Annotated in this window: 10 protein-coding genes; 2 read left to right on the top strand and 8 right to left on the bottom strand. The window is 72.3% G+C overall.

Going from position 1 to position 15,159, the window contains the following annotated elements; translation table 11 throughout:
• Position 1: 1 nt before the first annotated feature.
• The 3 genes from ACQHII_RS10285 to ACQHII_RS10275 are packed head-to-tail and all read right to left on the bottom strand — an operon-like array spanning position 2 to position 3,666.
• Positions 2-823 carry a hypothetical protein gene (locus ACQHII_RS10285; protein ID WP_427918996.1) on the bottom strand — a complete coding sequence of 274 codons (822 nt, stop codon included), beginning with the start codon at positions 821-823 and terminating at the stop codon, positions 2-4.
• Positions 823-2,088 carry a VWA domain-containing protein gene (locus ACQHII_RS10280; protein ID WP_427918995.1) on the bottom strand — a complete coding sequence of 422 codons (1,266 nt, stop codon included), beginning with the start codon at positions 2,086-2,088 and terminating at the stop codon, positions 823-825. Before ACQHII_RS10280 ends, ACQHII_RS10285 begins: the two co-directional genes overlap by 1 nt.
• A 9-nt stretch (positions 2,089-2,097) precedes the next feature.
• The gene (locus tag ACQHII_RS10275; RefSeq protein ID WP_427918994.1) at positions 2,098-3,666 is read right to left on the bottom strand and encodes an IucA/IucC family protein; all 1,569 of its coding nucleotides are present in this window, start codon (positions 3,664-3,666) and stop codon (positions 2,098-2,100) included.
• 37 nt (positions 3,667-3,703) lie between these two features.
• Here ACQHII_RS10275 and ACQHII_RS10270 point away from each other — a divergent pair, with 37 nt between their 5' ends.
• Positions 3,704-5,218, top strand: coding sequence for an IucA/IucC family protein (locus tag ACQHII_RS10270; protein WP_427918993.1), 1,515 nt, complete (start codon positions 3,704-3,706; stop codon positions 5,216-5,218).
• Positions 5,219-5,344: 126 nt separating this feature from the next.
• Positions 5,345-7,810: a protein kinase domain-containing protein gene (locus ACQHII_RS10265; RefSeq protein ID WP_427918992.1), complete on the top strand. Its 2,466-nt coding sequence runs from the start codon at positions 5,345-5,347 to the stop codon at positions 7,808-7,810.
• A gap of 61 nt (positions 7,811-7,871) precedes the next feature.
• Here the strand turns inward: ACQHII_RS10265 and ACQHII_RS10260 are convergent, their stop codons facing one another.
• The 5 genes from ACQHII_RS10260 to ACQHII_RS10240 form a co-directional block, all read right to left on the bottom strand.
• Complete coding sequence (locus ACQHII_RS10260; RefSeq protein ID WP_427918991.1) at positions 7,872-9,302, bottom strand: HupE/UreJ family protein; 1,431 nt, start codon at positions 9,300-9,302, stop codon at positions 7,872-7,874.
• Positions 9,302-10,426 carry a DUF3500 domain-containing protein gene (locus ACQHII_RS10255; protein WP_427918990.1) on the bottom strand — a complete coding sequence of 375 codons (1,125 nt, stop codon included), beginning with the start codon at positions 10,424-10,426 and terminating at the stop codon, positions 9,302-9,304. The genes ACQHII_RS10260 and ACQHII_RS10255 overlap by 1 nt, the downstream gene beginning before the upstream one ends.
• 275 nt (positions 10,427-10,701) lie before the next feature.
• Positions 10,702-12,132, bottom strand: a complete 1,431-nt coding sequence (locus ACQHII_RS10250) for an aldehyde dehydrogenase family protein (RefSeq protein WP_427918989.1) — start codon at positions 12,130-12,132, stop codon at positions 10,702-10,704.
• A 4-nt stretch (positions 12,133-12,136) separates the two neighbouring features.
• Complete coding sequence (locus ACQHII_RS10245; RefSeq protein WP_427918988.1) at positions 12,137-13,537, bottom strand: MmgE/PrpD family protein; 1,401 nt, start codon at positions 13,535-13,537, stop codon at positions 12,137-12,139.
• 14 nt (positions 13,538-13,551) lie between these two features.
• Positions 13,552-15,159, bottom strand: a complete 1,608-nt coding sequence (locus ACQHII_RS10240) for a thiamine pyrophosphate-binding protein (protein ID WP_427918987.1) — start codon at positions 15,157-15,159, stop codon at positions 13,552-13,554.

Below are 15,159 nucleotides of genomic sequence, written 5' to 3'. Positions count from 1 at the left end.
GTCACATACCGGGCGGCGGCACGCGCCGGGGCCGTCCCGACCCGCGCGTCAGCGCATACCCGCCGATGCCCGCGAGCGCGGCCAGCACACCGCCGATGCCCGTCCACACCCAGCGGTCGGACCACCAGCCCGACGACCAGCCGCCGTCGGGCTCGATGCTCGACAGCGCGGCCGACGTGGTCGACGAACTGTCCTCGTCCGACGTCGACTTGACGGCGATCCCGGGGGTCAGTGGCTCCGCCAGTGAGCCGTCCACCGCCGCCGAACCGCCGATGTCCTTGGAGTCCACCCGCAGTTCGGTGCTCACCGGCTCGCCCAGGTCCGAGGACTGGAGGTCCACGACCGTCAGCCGGACGTAATAGGTGCCGGGCAACGGGTCGTTGGCCCACTGCTCCGACCAGGCGCGGACCGTGCGCAGCGTGCACGCCAGGTCCAGGGAGGCGGTGCCCTGCGCGGCGGTGCGCGTCGCGGCACCGTACTGGCAGGCCTGGCGGCGCCGCAGTCCGTCGTAGACGTCGAGCTGCCAGGTCTCGCCCGCGTGGGTGTCCGGGAGCTTCACCGTGGCCTTGACGGTGGGGCGTTGGCCGGCGTCGGCGGCGAACGACCAGTAGAGGTAGTCACCCGTGGAGCCGCTCGCGGTGGCCTGCTGACCCTGGTCGAGTTCCGTGGCCGTACGGAAGGAGGTGCCGGCCTGGGTGGGGGCCGAGCTGTCGTCGGAGGAGGAGGCGGAGGGGCTCGCGGAGGGCGAGGAGTCCGCCATCGCGGGCCCCGCCGTCAGTCCCGCCAGCAGCAGGGCCGTGCTCAACACACGTGTGATCCGCATCAGTTGGTCCTCCAGACCGCGAGACGCCAGCGCGACAGCCAGCCCCAGAGCAGACCCGCGACGAAGCCGGTCAGCACGAGGGCGCCGAGCAGCCACCAGCCGCGGCCGAGGCCGAAGGAGGCCACGTCGCTCGAACTGCTGGGCGCGTCCACGACGTCGACGGTCAGTTCCAGGGGAAGGCCGGGCGTGGTCTTCACGCCCGAGGCCGCCGAGAAGGAGTTGGTGACCTGGAGACACACGGTCTCGGCCGGGGCGTTGTCGTCGTCGCTCTCCGCCTTCGGGTAGCGAAGGCCGGTGGAGATGACGTCCGTACGGCCGTTGCCCGTGCCCTCGCCGCGCACGATCTCGCGGCCGTGCACGGTGACGGCCCGCAGCAACACCCCGTAGTCCGGGTTGACTTCACGGTCGGCGCCGACGCTGACCGAAGCGCGCAGCTCCTGGCCGGGGTTGACGTCCACGCGGTAGAAGCGCTGCTTGCCGAACTCCTCGCGGTCCGTGTAGAGACCGGACTTGAGGGTCGGGGCGCCGGCGCACTGGGCGGTGCCGTCGGTGGCGACCGGAGTCACCACCGGGTCGGCCGCGCGGTCCACCAACTGGCCCACGCGGTCGGAGAGTTCCTCCTTGTGCTGTACGGACGTGTAGGTGCCGCCGGTCGCGTCCGCGATGCAGCTGAGCTGGTCGCGGGTCTTGGCGTCCGGGACCAGCCCCAGAGTGTCGATGGTCAGGCCGATGCCCTTGGCCGCGATCTCGCGGGCCACCTCGCACGGATCCAGCGGCTGGCAGGTGTCCTCGCCGTCGCTGATCAGGACGATACGGCGGGTGCCGTCACCGCCGTCCAGGTCGTCCGCCGCCTTGAGCAGCGCGGGCCCGATCGGCGTCCAGCCGGTGGGCTGGAGCGTCGCCACCGCGGTCTTGGCCTCGGTGCGGTTCAGGGTGCCCACCGGGTAGAGCTGCGCGGTGTCCTTGCAGCCCGTCTTGCGGTCGTTGCCGTGGTAGTTGGCGCCCAACGTGCGGATGCCGAGCTGCACTTCCTCCGGTGTCGCGTCGAGCACCTCGTTGAACGCCTGCTTCGCCGCTGCCATCCGCGAGCCGCCGTCCATGTCCTTGGCGCTCATGGATCCGCTGACGTCCAGCACGAGTTCGACCTTGGGGGAGGCCGTGGAGTCCGTCTCGTCGGCGACCGCTCCGGCCGGGAAGGCGACCCCGGCCGAGAGGGTGGCGAGCAGGGCACAGATCCCCGCCGCCAGCCGTTGTCTTGTGATCATCGCCGGATCCTATTGATCAGATGGACCGGGCTCCAAAACGAGCGGGTTGGGCAGCCCCGTCCACTGGTCCCCGGGCAGCTCCGGCGACAGCCGCATCAGCGTCAACGCCTTGGTGGGCAGCGGCTGTTGGAGAAGCGCGAGGAGATCGGGCGTCCGCTCCAGCTTCGGCACGACACTCGCCAGCGCCGCCCTGAGCGCCGTACCGGAACCGGCCGTGCCCGCGAGGGCGCCCGCCACCAGCGAGCCGAACAGCTTGCGGCGCAGGGTCGTTTCGTCGTCGGTGACGATCCGTCCGCTCAGCTCGGGGACCGGAATCCCGTGCCGGGCGAGGCGGTCGGGGCTCACCCGGATGTCGGCGAGATCGCGGTAGACCAGGCGGATCGGGGCACCCGTCCGGTCCAGCACCACCAGCAGGTTCTGACCGTGCGCCTCAAGGGCCACACCGGACTCCAGCAGGCGCAGACCGACGACGAGGGCGAGACGGGTGAACTCGGCCAGCCAGACGGGCGATCGGGGCAGTTCGGTGGTCGCGAGGGCGGCCACCGGCAGCACCCGCTCGCCCGCTTCCGTGTCCGCGTACGTCTGCGGCGACTCCCGCAACACGGCGGCCAGGTCGGGGGAGTTGGCCGTGGCCGCGCCGAGTGTGCGGGTGACGTGCAACAGGCCGTCCGAGCGCGCCGCCAGGGTCTCCCCGAACGCCGACAAGGCCGCCGACAATCCGATCGAGTAGACGGAGATGTCCCGCACCGAGGACGTCAGCCGGGCGCTCAGCGCGGTCTTGACGTGCGTACCGCCCGCCAGGGCCAGCGTGCGCAGTGACATCAGCGGATGCGCGTCCACCGGAGCGTCCCCCGCGCGCTTCAGCACATGGGCCGCCTGCCACGGGTGCACCGGGATCAACAGCCGCCCCGCGTCCCGCAGTTCGTCCGGCCACGCGCCGGTCAGCAGACACTCCTCCGCCCGCACCGGCAGCGACCCCAGCTCCACCACCGGCCGGTGCTCGGGCCCGTACGCGAGCTGCTCGGCCACCGAGAACCCGGGCCGGGAACGGCAGTTGGGGTGGAAGGGATGCCCGTCCACGATCCGCTGCTCCCACTCCCAGTCGTGCGTCGGCCACTCCTCCGTGCGGGCGGGCTGGTCGGCCCGCGACAGCGCCAACGAGGCGACGCTGTGCCCGAGTTCGGCCGCGAAGGCGGACCCGTGCGGGACCGCGAGGTCGGTCATCAGGCGCGCCGGATCGTCGTAGGCCGTGCCGTCGAGGTGGACGACGGTGACGTAGGCGTCGGTCGCGTACGGGTCGGCGGGCGGGCCGTGCAGCGTCCGGCCGCCGGAGAGCCGTAGGACCAGGCCCGGGGACCGGCCGGTGATCCACGGGAGCGGCTCGTGGGCGAGTGCCCGCCACAGGCGGGTGAGGACCGCCGCACGGGCGCCGGGCAGCTCGGCCGCGTACCGTTGCAGGAGGTCGGGCCGTACGGCGGCGAGCTCCTCGGCCACCTCTGCCTCGGGATGCGGGGGACGGTCCACGGTCGACTCCTCGGGTGCGGACGGGGCGTCAGGGTCGGTGACGACGAGAGACATACTGATCGCGATCGCAGGACACGGACTTAGGGAACGAATGGATCGCGTCGACTTCACACCTCCGGGCGCGGGCACGGCCGAGCGGGCCGACGCGTACGCGGCGGCGCCCCTGCTCAACTGTCTGCTCCGGGAGGTGGCCCGGCCGCTCCCGGATCCCGGGGAGCGGCGGGTGTACCGGCTGCCGGCGAGCGGCCGACTGCTGCGGGTGCGCGGCGCGCGGCGGCCCGCCGAACCCGAGGTGTACGCGGACGGCCACTGGCACCACGTCGGCCACGCCGAACTCGTGAAACTCGTCGCCGACGAGCTGCGCGGGCACACCGGGGTGTCCAACCACGAGCTGCCCGCAGAGATGACGGACAGCCGTGACGCGGTCACCGCGCTGCTCGCCGCGCGCGAGAGCGCGACGGCGCCCGACGACCCGTATCTCCGCTCCGAACAGTCCTTGATCACCGGCCATCCCTACCATCCCGCGCCCAAGGCCCGCGGCGGCGGCCCCGTCGCGGGCTGGCTGCCCTACGCCCCGGAGGCGTACGCCCGCTTCCCGCTGGTGCTGCTCGGGCTGCGCGAGGACGCGGTCGTGGAGGAGGGCGACGTCTCGGCCCTGGACGCGCTCGGCGAGGCCCCGCCCGGCTACCGGTTGCTGCCCGCGCACCCCTGGCAGCTCGACCTCGTCGGCGACGGACTCGGGGACGCCTTCGCGGACGGCCGGCTGATCCGGCTCGGCACGACCGCGACCGAGGCGTGGCCGACGGCCGCGATCCGCACGGTGTACAGCCCCGAGAACGCCGCTGGGGACGACCTGTTCCTCAAGTTCAGCCTGGACGTGCGGATCACCAACGACGTGCGCCGGCTCTGGCGCCACGACCTGCTGAGACTCCGGCGCACCGACGCGGCCGCCCGGGACGCCTTCGCGGCCATGGGCGGCCCGGCCGGCTGGCTCAGCGACCGCGGCTACCGCACCGCCGCGTTCGCCTTCGAGGAACTCGCCGTCATGGTCCGCGACGGCCTGCGCGACCATCTCCTGCCCTCCACCACCCCGCTGCTCGCCGCCGGGCTGGTGGAGGGCTTCGACGGCGACCCGCTCGACGGTACGGCGGACCCGGCGGCCTGGTGGGAGGCGTATCTGCGGACGGTCGTCCCGCCCGCGCTGGGCGCCTTCGCGGACCACGGCGTCGTACTCGAAGCGCACCTCCAGAACACGGTGGTCGCCGTCGACGCCGACGGGACGCCCGTGCAGGCGCTGTACCGGGACGCCGAGGGCGTGAAGCTGCTGTCGGACGTGGACCGGGCCGCCGGGTGGGAGCGGCTGGTGTACTGCCTCGTCGTCAACCACCTCGTGGAGGTCGCCGGGGTCCTCGCCGAGTGCCACCCGGAGCTGGACCCCTGGCCCGCCGTCCGCGCCGAACTGGCCCGCCGCGACGACCTTCCCGAGATCGCCGCCCTCCTCGCCTCGCCCACCCTGCCCGGCAAGACCAATCTGCTGCTGCGCTGGACGGGCGCGGACGGTGCGGACGCCCGCTATCTCCCCCTTCCGAACCCGCTCGCGGGGTGAAGGTGAGGGGTGAAGGGAACCGTCCCGGACCCCCTGACGTCATGAGCGGAGCACCTAGATTGATGGCCAGGACTGGGGAGTCCCGCGGCTGATTACCGTTGCTCGACGGGGCGGGACGGGGGAGTCATGAAACCGCTCGAAGCAGGTGATCCCGCCTCTGTCGGTGACGGCAGATACCGGCTGGTCGGACGGCTCGGCCGAGGTGGAATGGGGGTCGTCTACTTCGGCCGGTCGCGGTCGGGCCGGGCGGTGGCCGTCAAGGTCGTACGGCCCGAACTGAGCACGGAACCGGGCTTCCGGCGCAGGTTCGCCGACGAGGTGGACGCGGCCCGTCGCGTCGGGGGCTTCCACACCGCGCCGGTCGTGGACGCCGACCCGCAGGGCGAGCCGGCCTGGCTGGTGACGGCCTATGTACCCGGCCCCACGTTGCAGGTCCTGCTCGACCGGGTCGGCCCGCTGCCCGCGGACACACTCACCGTGCTGGCCGCGGGCCTCGCCGAGGCGCTGACGGCCATCCACCGGGCCGGGGTCATCCACCGCGACCTGAAGCCCGCCAACATCATCGTCGCGGAGGACGGTCCCCGGGTCATCGACTTCGGCATCGCGCGGGCCCTCGACGGAACGGCCCTGACCCAGACCGGGTTCCAGATCGGCACCCTCGGCTTCCTCTCGCCGGAGCAGCTCACCGGCGGCACGCTCACACCCGCGGTCGACATGTTCGCCCTGGGCGTGGTGCTCTGCCAGGCCGCGGGCCGTGCCCCCTTCGGGGACGGGGTGTCGGCCGCCTGGCCCTACCGCGTCGTCCACGAACAGCCCGATCTCACGGACGTGCCGCGCCAGTTGAGGGAACTGGTCGCGGCCTGTCTGGCCAAGGACCCGCGCGACCGCCCCGACCCGTCGGAGTTCCTCGACCGGCTCACGGTCCGGCATCCGTCGGACCTCTGGCTGCCCGCCGAGGCGACAGCGATCGTACGGAGCCAGGACCCGGCGGCAGCGCACGTCGCACCGCCGGACCGCCCGCCGTCCAGGTCGGCCGATCCGCGCACGGCGCTGTCCGGAGCGCCGGTGGCTGGGGAGGGTCTGGTGGTGGCTGGTGACCCGGTGGCCGGGGAGCGGCCGGTTGTCGCGGCCGATGCAGGGGCCGTGGTGCCTGGTGTGTCGGGGGTCGGTGAGCGGTGGGTCGTGGGTGCCGGCCCTGGGCTGGTGGCGCCGGGCGCGCCGGTGGTGGGTGAGCGGTCGGTCGTGGGTGCCGACGGCGGTTCCGTTGTGCCCGGCCTGCCGGTGGCCGGGGAGTGGTCGGCTGAGGGTGTTGATCCGGGGGCGGTGGCGGCTGGTGAGCCGGTGGCCGGGGAGCGTTCGGATGTCGCTGCCGGCCTTCGGCCCGTGGTGACCGACGTGCCGACGGCTGACGGGGGGCCGTCGGCCGTGGGCGCACCGGCGGCGTCTGCCGGTGGGCAGGGTATGGCCTCGCATCCGCCGACCGTCCAGTCGTCGCCCGGCCCGGGCTTCGGGCCCGCGCGGGTGTTCGTACCCGCTCCTGTCCCGCCCGGCGGCGCGAGCACGGTGGGCGGTGCCGGACCTGTGGGCGGTGTGCGGGCGCGGCGCGGGCGCGGCAGGACGGCTGCCGTGGCGGCGCTGTTGGTCGCGGCGGCCACCGCCGGGCTGCTGGTGTGGCATCCCTGGTCCGGTTCCCGTTCCGGTTCCGGACAGGACGACGCCGGTGCCGGTGCCAGTTCCAGTGCGTCCTCGTCGGCCCGGAGATCCACCTCCGCCGCGTTTCCCGACGCCCCGCTGCTGGTCCGGATGGACACGGATCCCGGGTCGTCGACGTGCCACAGCGTGATCGGCCGCCGCGACTCCACCACGGACCATCCGAAACAGCTGATCGACGGGACCTGTGACGCCCTTCCGCAATGGTCCCCCGACCACAAGTCGTTCGCGTTCACCCGCAAGACGGCGGACGGGTCGGCCGTGTGGACGGCGAACGCGGACGGTACCGGCCTCCGCCGGATCGCCGCCGTCGCGGGCGGCCGGGTGGCCTGGTCCCCGGACGGCGGGCGACTGGCCGTCCTGCGCCGCGCGGACGGCGTGCAGCAGCTGTTCGTCGTGAACGTCTCGGACGGCTCCGCACAGCAACTGACCACCGGCTCCGGGGCGGTGGAGGACCCGGCGTGGTCCCCCGACGGCAAGCACATCGCAGTCTGCCTCCAGAAGACGTCGGGCTGGCAGATCCATGTCGTCGATCCGTCGCGGCCGGGCGCCGAACCCCGCCAGGTCACCCACCAGTCCCGGCGCGCGCTCGACCCCGTCTGGTCCCCGGACGGCCGCTACTTCGCCTACACCGCCGGAGCACCCGGCGTGGGGACCGGGGGAGACATCCACATCGTCAAGGTGGACGGCACCGACGACCGGACCCTGGTGCGGACGGCCGCCCAGGAGATGGACCCGGTGTGGTCACCGGACGGCAAGTGGGTGGCATTCGTCCGGGGCCCCTTCGACCGGCCGGTGATCTGGGCCGTCCGCGCGGACGGCACGGGCCTGCGCAGGCTCACCACCGGCAGCACACCCGAGGGCCACCCCTCCTGGCGCTGACCCGCGCCGCCCCGGCCGTCACGTCCGGTCACCCGCGTCCGTCCATCAGCTCCGTGTTCCGTCAACCACCCTGCTGCGAAGGCTCGTTGACGCCGCGAGCCGTCAGTACCGGAGTCCGGGCAGTTCCTGGTTCATGCTCATCTCCCGTCACTCCTCGTCCACGACGGTGGCGGATGCCCAGCCGGACCGTGGAGAGCACGGCCGTGCAGGCGAGGACGAGGAACAGCTGGGACGTATGGGATCCGGCGCTGTCCGCGGCTCGGGCGACGGGATTGGGCACGCCGACGCGGTCGAGCAGCCAGCCGACGGCGGCGCAGGCGGTCAGCGCGGCGCACGTGCAGCGCAGGGCGGACCGCCCGCGCACCCGGGTGAGGAGCAGCAGGCTCGGCAGGGCGAGGAGAACGAGCAGCAGCTGCATCGCCTCGATGCCGAGGTTGAACCCCGCAAGGCTGAGGGCCAGTTGGGTGGTGGAGAGATGCATGTCGGCGAGGACGAGGGAGAACGCCATGCCGTGTCCGAGTCCGAAGAAGCCGGCGATCACGGCCTCGCGTCCGGGGAAGAGCGGACGTACGGCGTGGACGGCGCCGACGAGGATGCTGAACGCGATGAACGCCTCGACCGGCCGGGCGGGGATGTCGAGGTCGCCGAAGGCGCTCAGGGCGAGTGAGAGGGAGTGGCCGAGCGTGAAGGCGAGCGTGGTACGGGCGATGCGGCCGACGGCTGTCCGGGCGTCGACCGTCCCGCGCCAGCGATTTCGGGCCGCGCGCAGGGGCGCGGGCAACAGCAGGATGAGCAGGAAGAGCAGGTGGTCGGTGCCTTCGAGGATGTGGGTGGCGCCGAGGCGGAACATGGCGAAGGTCCCGCTCCAGACGCTCCCGCTCTCCAGGTCGACGGTGAGGGGCGTGACCTTCATGGTCCGGGAGTCGATGCGGATGACGCCCACCTGGGTGGCGGTGTTCTCGTCCCCGTCGGCCACTTTGCCGGTGGCCCAGTCCTGACGCACGGAGACCAGGACGGTGTGGGTGACGACCTGGTGGACGACGGCGTCGTAACCGAGGGCGAAGTGGCGGGTGTCCCCGCCCTGCGGCGCCGTGAGCGTGGCGTGGACGGTCAGTTCGCGGTAGGGGCCGGTGGAGGTCTGCTCGGTACGGCCCAGTGCGAGGGCACCGAACGTGACGGTCCATGCCGTGCCCTGGAGGGTGGTGGGGCGAAGGTGGGCGGCCAGGTAGGCGCGGATCGCGGGGGTCTGCTTCGTCAGCGCGGCCGTGGTGGAGTCGTTCAGGTCGATGCCGCTCGCCGTGGAGAAGTCGCCGACCGGCAGGTCCAGTTCGGCGGTCACCGACGTCTTGTGCACGTCGAGCAGGATCACGGAGTGGGGCATGGGATGCGCGACGGCGGGCGGCGCCGCCAGAAGCAGCGCCGCCGTTGCCGTCACCGCGATCCCGGCCATCTTGCGCAGTGCTGATGACAGTGAGATCGGCAGGCGGCTCATCAGAACGTGAACTCTCCTCCGTAGTCGGTGTCGTGGTCCCGGTAGACGGTGTGGTAATGGATCTGGCTCGTGTAGACCACGCCGTCCTGGCAGACGAACTCGATCCAGACCCCCGGTCCGTCGATGCGCACGTAGTCGCCCTGGGCGTCCAGGTCGCTGCTGCCGGAGTACGCGATGTAGGTGTCGTCCAGCTCCGACTCGTACGTGCTCAGCGTGGAAGCCGCCGTCGTGTCGTCCGCCACGTCGACCCATGGCTCCATCGCGTCGAGTACCAACTGCTGCTGGGCGTCTGTGAGTTCGCTGACCGCGAGGCCTTCCTTGGTCTCCGGGAAGTCACCGTCGTCACCCGGACCGAGGAGCACGTCGGAGAACGACTCGGAGAGCTTCGCCTCCGACAGTTCGGTGCTGCTCAGCCCTTCGAGCATCGACAGCATCCCGTCGCGCATCCCGGACAGGGGTGCGTACGAGGTGCCGTCGTCGTCGGTCCAGCTGGTGGGCTCGACGCCGACGAAGTACGGGGTGGTGCCCTCGACTTCTCCGTCCTTGTAGGTGAGGTTCAGCGCCAGGTGGTGGCCGCCGAAGTGCAGTTGCCAGGTGCCGGACGTACTCGGCGTGCCCAGGAACGCCAGGTAGTAGTTGCCGCTGCCGTAGCCGCTGGCGGTCTCGCCGAGGACGTCGTCGGCCGCCAGGATCTGCGTGATCTGGTCGTATCCGGAGTCGGTGCCGGTGCCCGTCGCCGCCTCGATCACCGCCTTGGCCGCGGTGAGTTGTGAGTCGCTGAGCGTGCTCAGCTCGATGCCGACCCGGCAGGTCGAACCGCACGGAAGATTCGACCAGGCGGTGGCGTTCGCCTCCGTGAAGTCGAGGAGCACCTCGGCCTGTTGGTCGTCGTCCAGGGTGTCCAGGAAGGTGTTGGCGGCGTCCACCACGTCGGAGACGGTTGTGGCGGACGTGCTGGACGCGGTCGTGGCCGCCGACGTGCTGGAAGAAGAACTGCCCTGGACGGAGGCGGCGTTCGCGTTGGCGTACAGGGCTCCGAACAGAAGGGCCGACGCGGCGGCGACAGCCAGCGCCGCTTTCCTTCCGCGCCGGTGCGACCTGCGATGAGAGTTTTTGTCCTGCAATTCAATGTTCCTTTCCGGGGCGGCCCGGAGGACTTCCAAAGAACATTCCCCGCAGTGGATGGGATTCAGAAATCCTCAGGGCTTCTGTTTGGACAAATGAATTCCATCTTTTAACTCTGTGATTGCCGTCTAAGGGGACTTTGATTTCCTCATGATTTTTTATCAACTTGGTTGAATCCAGGGCGAGTTGAGGTTGATCGCGGATATATCGGTGCGACGGATGGCGGCGCGTGCGGGCGCTATTTTCTCCGCCTGATATCGAATTCGCCGATGTGTCAGTCCAGGGGGTGGCGGTGCCGGATCAGGACCGTTCGGGAGTCGGTCATGTCGGGGACGGCGTACCCGGGTCCTTCGACTCCCTGACCGCTGTCCTTCACCCCGCCGTACGGCATCGGATCGGGGTGACAGCTCGACGTGTCGTTGATGATCACGCCGCCCGTGTGCAGCCGGCGTGCGAAGCCGAGCGCGACGTCGAGGTCCTGGCAGAACACCCCCGCCTGGAGGCCGTACCGGGTGGCCTCGATCTGGCGCACCGCCTCGTCGAGGGAGCCGACCGAGGCCACGGCGATCAGCGGGGCGAACGCCTCCTCGGCGGCGAGGCGGGCGCCGTCGGGCAGCCCGGCCAGGAGCGCGGGGGCGATCACCGCGCCCTCCCGGGCTCCGCCGGTGAGCAGGCGGCTGCCGTGGCCCACGGCGTCCTCGACCAGGGCCTGCGCGCGCCGGGCCGCCCCGGTGTCGATCAACGGGCCCACCTGGGTACCGGCGGCGCGCGGATCGCCGTACGCGATGGTCTGGACGAGGGCGGTCAGGCGTGTGGTGGCCTCGTCCGCGATCGTCTCGTGCACGAACAGGCGCTGCACGGAGGTGCACACCTGTCCGGCCTTGCGGTACCCGGCGCGGGCGAGGAGCGGCAGGGCGAGGTCGAGGTCGGCGTCGCGCCAGAGCAGCGTCGGTGAGTTGGAACCGAGTTCGAGGTGGGTGCGGGCCAGACCGCTGACGGCCCGGATGCGGCGGCCGACCGCGGTCGACCCGGTGAAGGTGATGTAGCGGACGTCAGGGTGGCGTACGAGCTGGTCGCCGACCGTTTCGCCGGGGCCGGGCAGCAGATGGACGAGCCCTTCCGGCAGTCCCGCGTCGAGGAGCGCGTGGACGAGGGCGATCGCGGACAGCGGGGTCTGCTCGGAGGGTTTGAGGACCACCGCGTTGCCCGCCGCGAGGGCGGGGGCGATCTTGTGGGCGACCGTGCTGAGCGGGGCGTTGAACGGCGTGACGGCGGCGACGACACCGACCGGGACGCGGAGGGTGAAGCAGAGCGAGTCGTGGTGACCGGCGGCGGCCTGCACCGGGACCATCTCTCCGGTGAGCCGCAGGGCCTCCTGGGCGCAGAGTTCGAGGATCAGGAGGGTGCGGTCGAGTTCGGTGACGGCGTCCGCCGGAGTGAAACCGGTCTCGGCCACGTACTGGTCGACGACCGTGTCACGCCGCTCGTCGAGGAGACGGGCGGCGCGGCGCAGGACCAAGGCCCTTTCCTGGTGGGGGAGTTGTCCCACGGAGCGGGCCGCCGAGGCGATCGCCGCGTCGACCTGGCCGGGCCCGGGGACGTGGAGTTCGGCGATGACGTCGCCGGTGTACTTGTCGGCGACCGGCAGCCTGCCGGGGCCGTTCACCCACGTCCCGGCGACCAGAAGTCCCGTGCCGTCGTCCATCACCTCACCCCCAGTCCAGGGCGCTCATCCGCGGGAGAGCGGGCAGTTCCCACAGCGCGCCCGCGATCGACCCTGCCCGTGGCCGGCCGATGAAGGGAGGCACCAGCTCGTCGTACTTCGCCCGCAACTCCTCGTCGTTCAGGGGGTCCTCGGGGTCGCCCTTGCGGGTGAGCCGCAGCCGTTCACGTACGACGCCGTGCCGGTCGGTGATCCGGACCCGGGCGGCCCGGCGGCCGGGGGCCAGCTCGTCCAGCTCCGGGTCGACCCGTGCCGTGGTCCTCGCCATGAGGTTCCGGATCGCGGGATCGCCCAGTGCCGAGGGGTCGAAGGCGCGCAGCCGTACGCTGCCCAGGACCAGCGCGGCGGCGACCGTGTAGGCCAGGCTGAACCTCGCTTCGTCGGCCTCGGTGGGGTCGACCCGTCCGGCGACCCGGACGGCCGTCCCGTAGGTCTCGATCTCGATGCCGGTGATCTCCTCCAACCCCGGTCCGTCGGCGCGGAGTTCGAGCGCGGCGTCGATCGCGGCGAAGGTGTGACCGCAGCAGGCGTGGTACTTCACCGTCGTGGCCGTGACGCAGAACGGATCACCCAGCCCGGAGACCGAGAGGTCGGTGACCCCGGCCGTCGCCACGCCGAAGCCGGCCGGTCCCTCCAGCACATCGAGGGCGCCGGCGAGCCCCTTCCCGGCGGCGAGCGCGGCCACCACCCCGGCCTCGGCCGCGTGCCCCGCGTGCAGCGGTTTGCCCGTGGACGGCGAGCGGAAGGTCTGCTGCAACCCGGCGGCCATGGTCGCGGCGAGCGCCAGCGCGCCCGCGAAGGGGCCGGTGTCCAGCCGGAGCAGTTCCGCCGCCGCGGCGGCGGCGCCGAAGGTGCCCACCGTTCCGGTGGTGTGCCAGTTGCGGTAGTGCTCCGGTCCGGTGGCGAGCGCGATCCGCGCGCCGATCTCGTACCCGATGGTCACGGCGCGCAGAAAGTCCTCGCCGGAGGCGTCCAGGAGGTCGGCGACGGCGAACGCGGCGGCGATGGTGGGCGCACCGGGGTGGTAGAAGGCGTCCCGGTAGATGTCGTCGAGTTCCGCGGCGTGCGCGGCGGTGCCGTTGAGCAGCGCGGCCGTGCGGACGTCGGTGGCCCGCCCCGACGGGATCAGCCGGGCGGCCCCGGGGCCGGGGTCCAGCGCTTCGGTCAGCGCGCGGGCGGCCCGGGTGTCCGCGCCCGGGACGGTGGCCGAGACCCAGTCCACGGTCGCGCGCACCGCCGCGTGCCGCACGTCCTCGTCGAGCGGCGTCGCCCGCCGGGCGACCGCGAACTCGGCCAACTGCTGTACGGCAGTGGGCTGTTGTACGACGGCCGGGGGTTCTGCGTCGGTCGGGGGTGCTACGTCCGTCAAGGCTTCCGCGTCGGTCATCTCGGCTCCGCTCCCTAGAACTGCGCCTCGTACTGGCCGGGTTCGATCCGTGCCTCGATGAGCAGGGGCTCGGTCAGGCAGCCCAGCCCGGCCGTGGCCTTCTCCAGTTCGGCCGTCGAGGTCACCCGCACCCCGGCGCACCCCATGGACCCCGCGAGGGCGACCAGATCGACGTCGTCCAGCCGGGTCGCCGTACCGGGATAGCCGAGTGCCCGCTGTTTGAGCTCGATGCGGTTGAGGCTGCCGTCGGCGAAGACCACCACCGCGAGCCGCAGCCCGCGTGAGGCGGCCAGCCGGAGTTCGGTGGCGGCCATGGCGAAGCCGCCGTCACCGATCAGGGCGACCACGGGAACGTCGCCGAGGGCGAGTTGGGCGCCGATCGCCCCGGGCAGACCGAAGCCCATCGAGGACAGGCCGTTGCTCATGAGGACGCTCCGGGGCCGGCGGGCCCGCCAGCCCTGGCCGACGAGGAGTTTGTGCGAGCCGACATCGCAGGTGACGACGGTTTCGGGGGGCGCGGCGGCACGTACGACGTCGATGACGTCCGTGGGGTTGAGGCGGCCGGGTACCCGGCCCGCGTAGTAGGCCGTACGCAGCCGGTCGCGGTGGGCCGCGATGTCCGCCTCCCGCCAACGGGGCTCGCCGCGAAGGCCGTTCGCGAGCCACTCCAGGCTCGTGGAGACGTCCCCCACCACCTCGCAGGCGCTGGGGTAGACCTGGTCGACATTGGGTGTGGTGTCGACGTGCAGGACCGGTACCGCCACGGACCACGGCCTGATCAGTTCGACCGGGTCGAATCCGGCGGCGACGACGAGGTCGGCGCCCGCGAGGAAGTCCCACAGCACCTTGTTGCAGGCCATGTCGAGGACGCCGGCGAAGTACGGGTGGTCCTCGGGGAACACCCCTTTGGCCATCGGGGAGACGACCACCGGGGCTCCGACGCCCTCCGCCAGCCCGATCAGGGCCTCGGACGCGCCGCACCGGGTCGCGCCGGCCCCGGCCAGCAGCACCGGGCGCCGGGCCGACCGCAGCAGCGCCTCGGGATCCGGGCCGTTCGGCGTCCGGTGCACCCGGACGCCTCCGCCGGCGCCGTCGAGCGGGGGAGTCGTGACGACCGTGTCCGGCGCGGGCGCGGCGAACGTCTCGGCGGAGCCGGTGAGATGGACCGCCCCGGGCCGTTCGGCGACGGCCAGGCGGAGGGCCTTGCGCAGCACGGCGTCGACGGACCGGGGGTGGATCCGCCCGGCCCACTTGGCGACCGGCGAGAAGAGCAGTTTGTGGTCGACGACCTGGTGCGTGACCAGGTCCTCGCGCCCCGCGTCGATCTGCCCGGAGATCGCCAGCAGCGGCACCCGGTCCCAGGTGGCCGCGGCCACCCCGTTGACGATCGCGGTCGAGCCGGGCCCCAGCGTCGACAGACAGACACCGGGCCGCCCGGTCACCATCGCCTGCGCCTCGGCCATGAACACCGCGGTGCCCTCGCGGGTGCCGGCGACGACCTCCACATCCAGGGCGCGCAGCGCCTCCATCAGCTCGATGACCGGGTCGCCCGGATAGGCGAAGACGACCCCGGCCCCCGAGGCACGCACATGCTCGGCGATCACCGCGGCGGTGTTGGCCAT

The organism is Streptomyces sp. cg40, assembly GCF_050320165.1.
GTDB classification, from domain to species: domain Bacteria; phylum Actinomycetota; class Actinomycetes; order Streptomycetales; family Streptomycetaceae; genus Streptomyces; species Streptomyces hokutonensis.
Note: the sequence above shows the minus strand (reverse complement) of the source record. Positions and strands in the feature narration are given on the sequence as shown.

Excerpts from the sequence above, each read along its gene's own strand:
- ACQHII_RS10265 (WP_427918992.1), top strand. The coding sequence starts at position 5,345 with ATGAAACCGCTCGAAGCAGGTGATCCCGCCTCTGTCGGTGACGGCAGA.
- ACQHII_RS10240 (WP_427918987.1), bottom strand. The coding sequence starts at position 15,159 with ATGGCCAACACCGCCGCGGTGATCGCCGAGCATGTGCGTGCCTCGGGG.
- ACQHII_RS10270 (WP_427918993.1), top strand. The coding sequence starts at position 3,704 with ATGGATCGCGTCGACTTCACACCTCCGGGCGCGGGCACGGCCGAGCGG.
- ACQHII_RS10275 (WP_427918994.1), bottom strand. The coding sequence starts at position 3,666 with ATGTCTCTCGTCGTCACCGACCCTGACGCCCCGTCCGCACCCGAGGAG.
- ACQHII_RS10260 (WP_427918991.1), bottom strand. The coding sequence starts at position 9,302 with ATGAGCCGCCTGCCGATCTCACTGTCATCAGCACTGCGCAAGATGGCC.
- ACQHII_RS10245 (WP_427918988.1), bottom strand. The coding sequence starts at position 13,537 with ATGACCGACGCGGAAGCCTTGACGGACGTAGCACCCCCGACCGACGCA.
- ACQHII_RS10250 (WP_427918989.1), bottom strand. The coding sequence starts at position 12,132 with ATGGACGACGGCACGGGACTTCTGGTCGCCGGGACGTGGGTGAACGGC.
- ACQHII_RS10285 (WP_427918996.1), bottom strand. The coding sequence starts at position 823 with ATGCGGATCACACGTGTGTTGAGCACGGCCCTGCTGCTGGCGGGACTG.
- ACQHII_RS10280 (WP_427918995.1), bottom strand. The coding sequence starts at position 2,088 with ATGATCACAAGACAACGGCTGGCGGCGGGGATCTGTGCCCTGCTCGCC.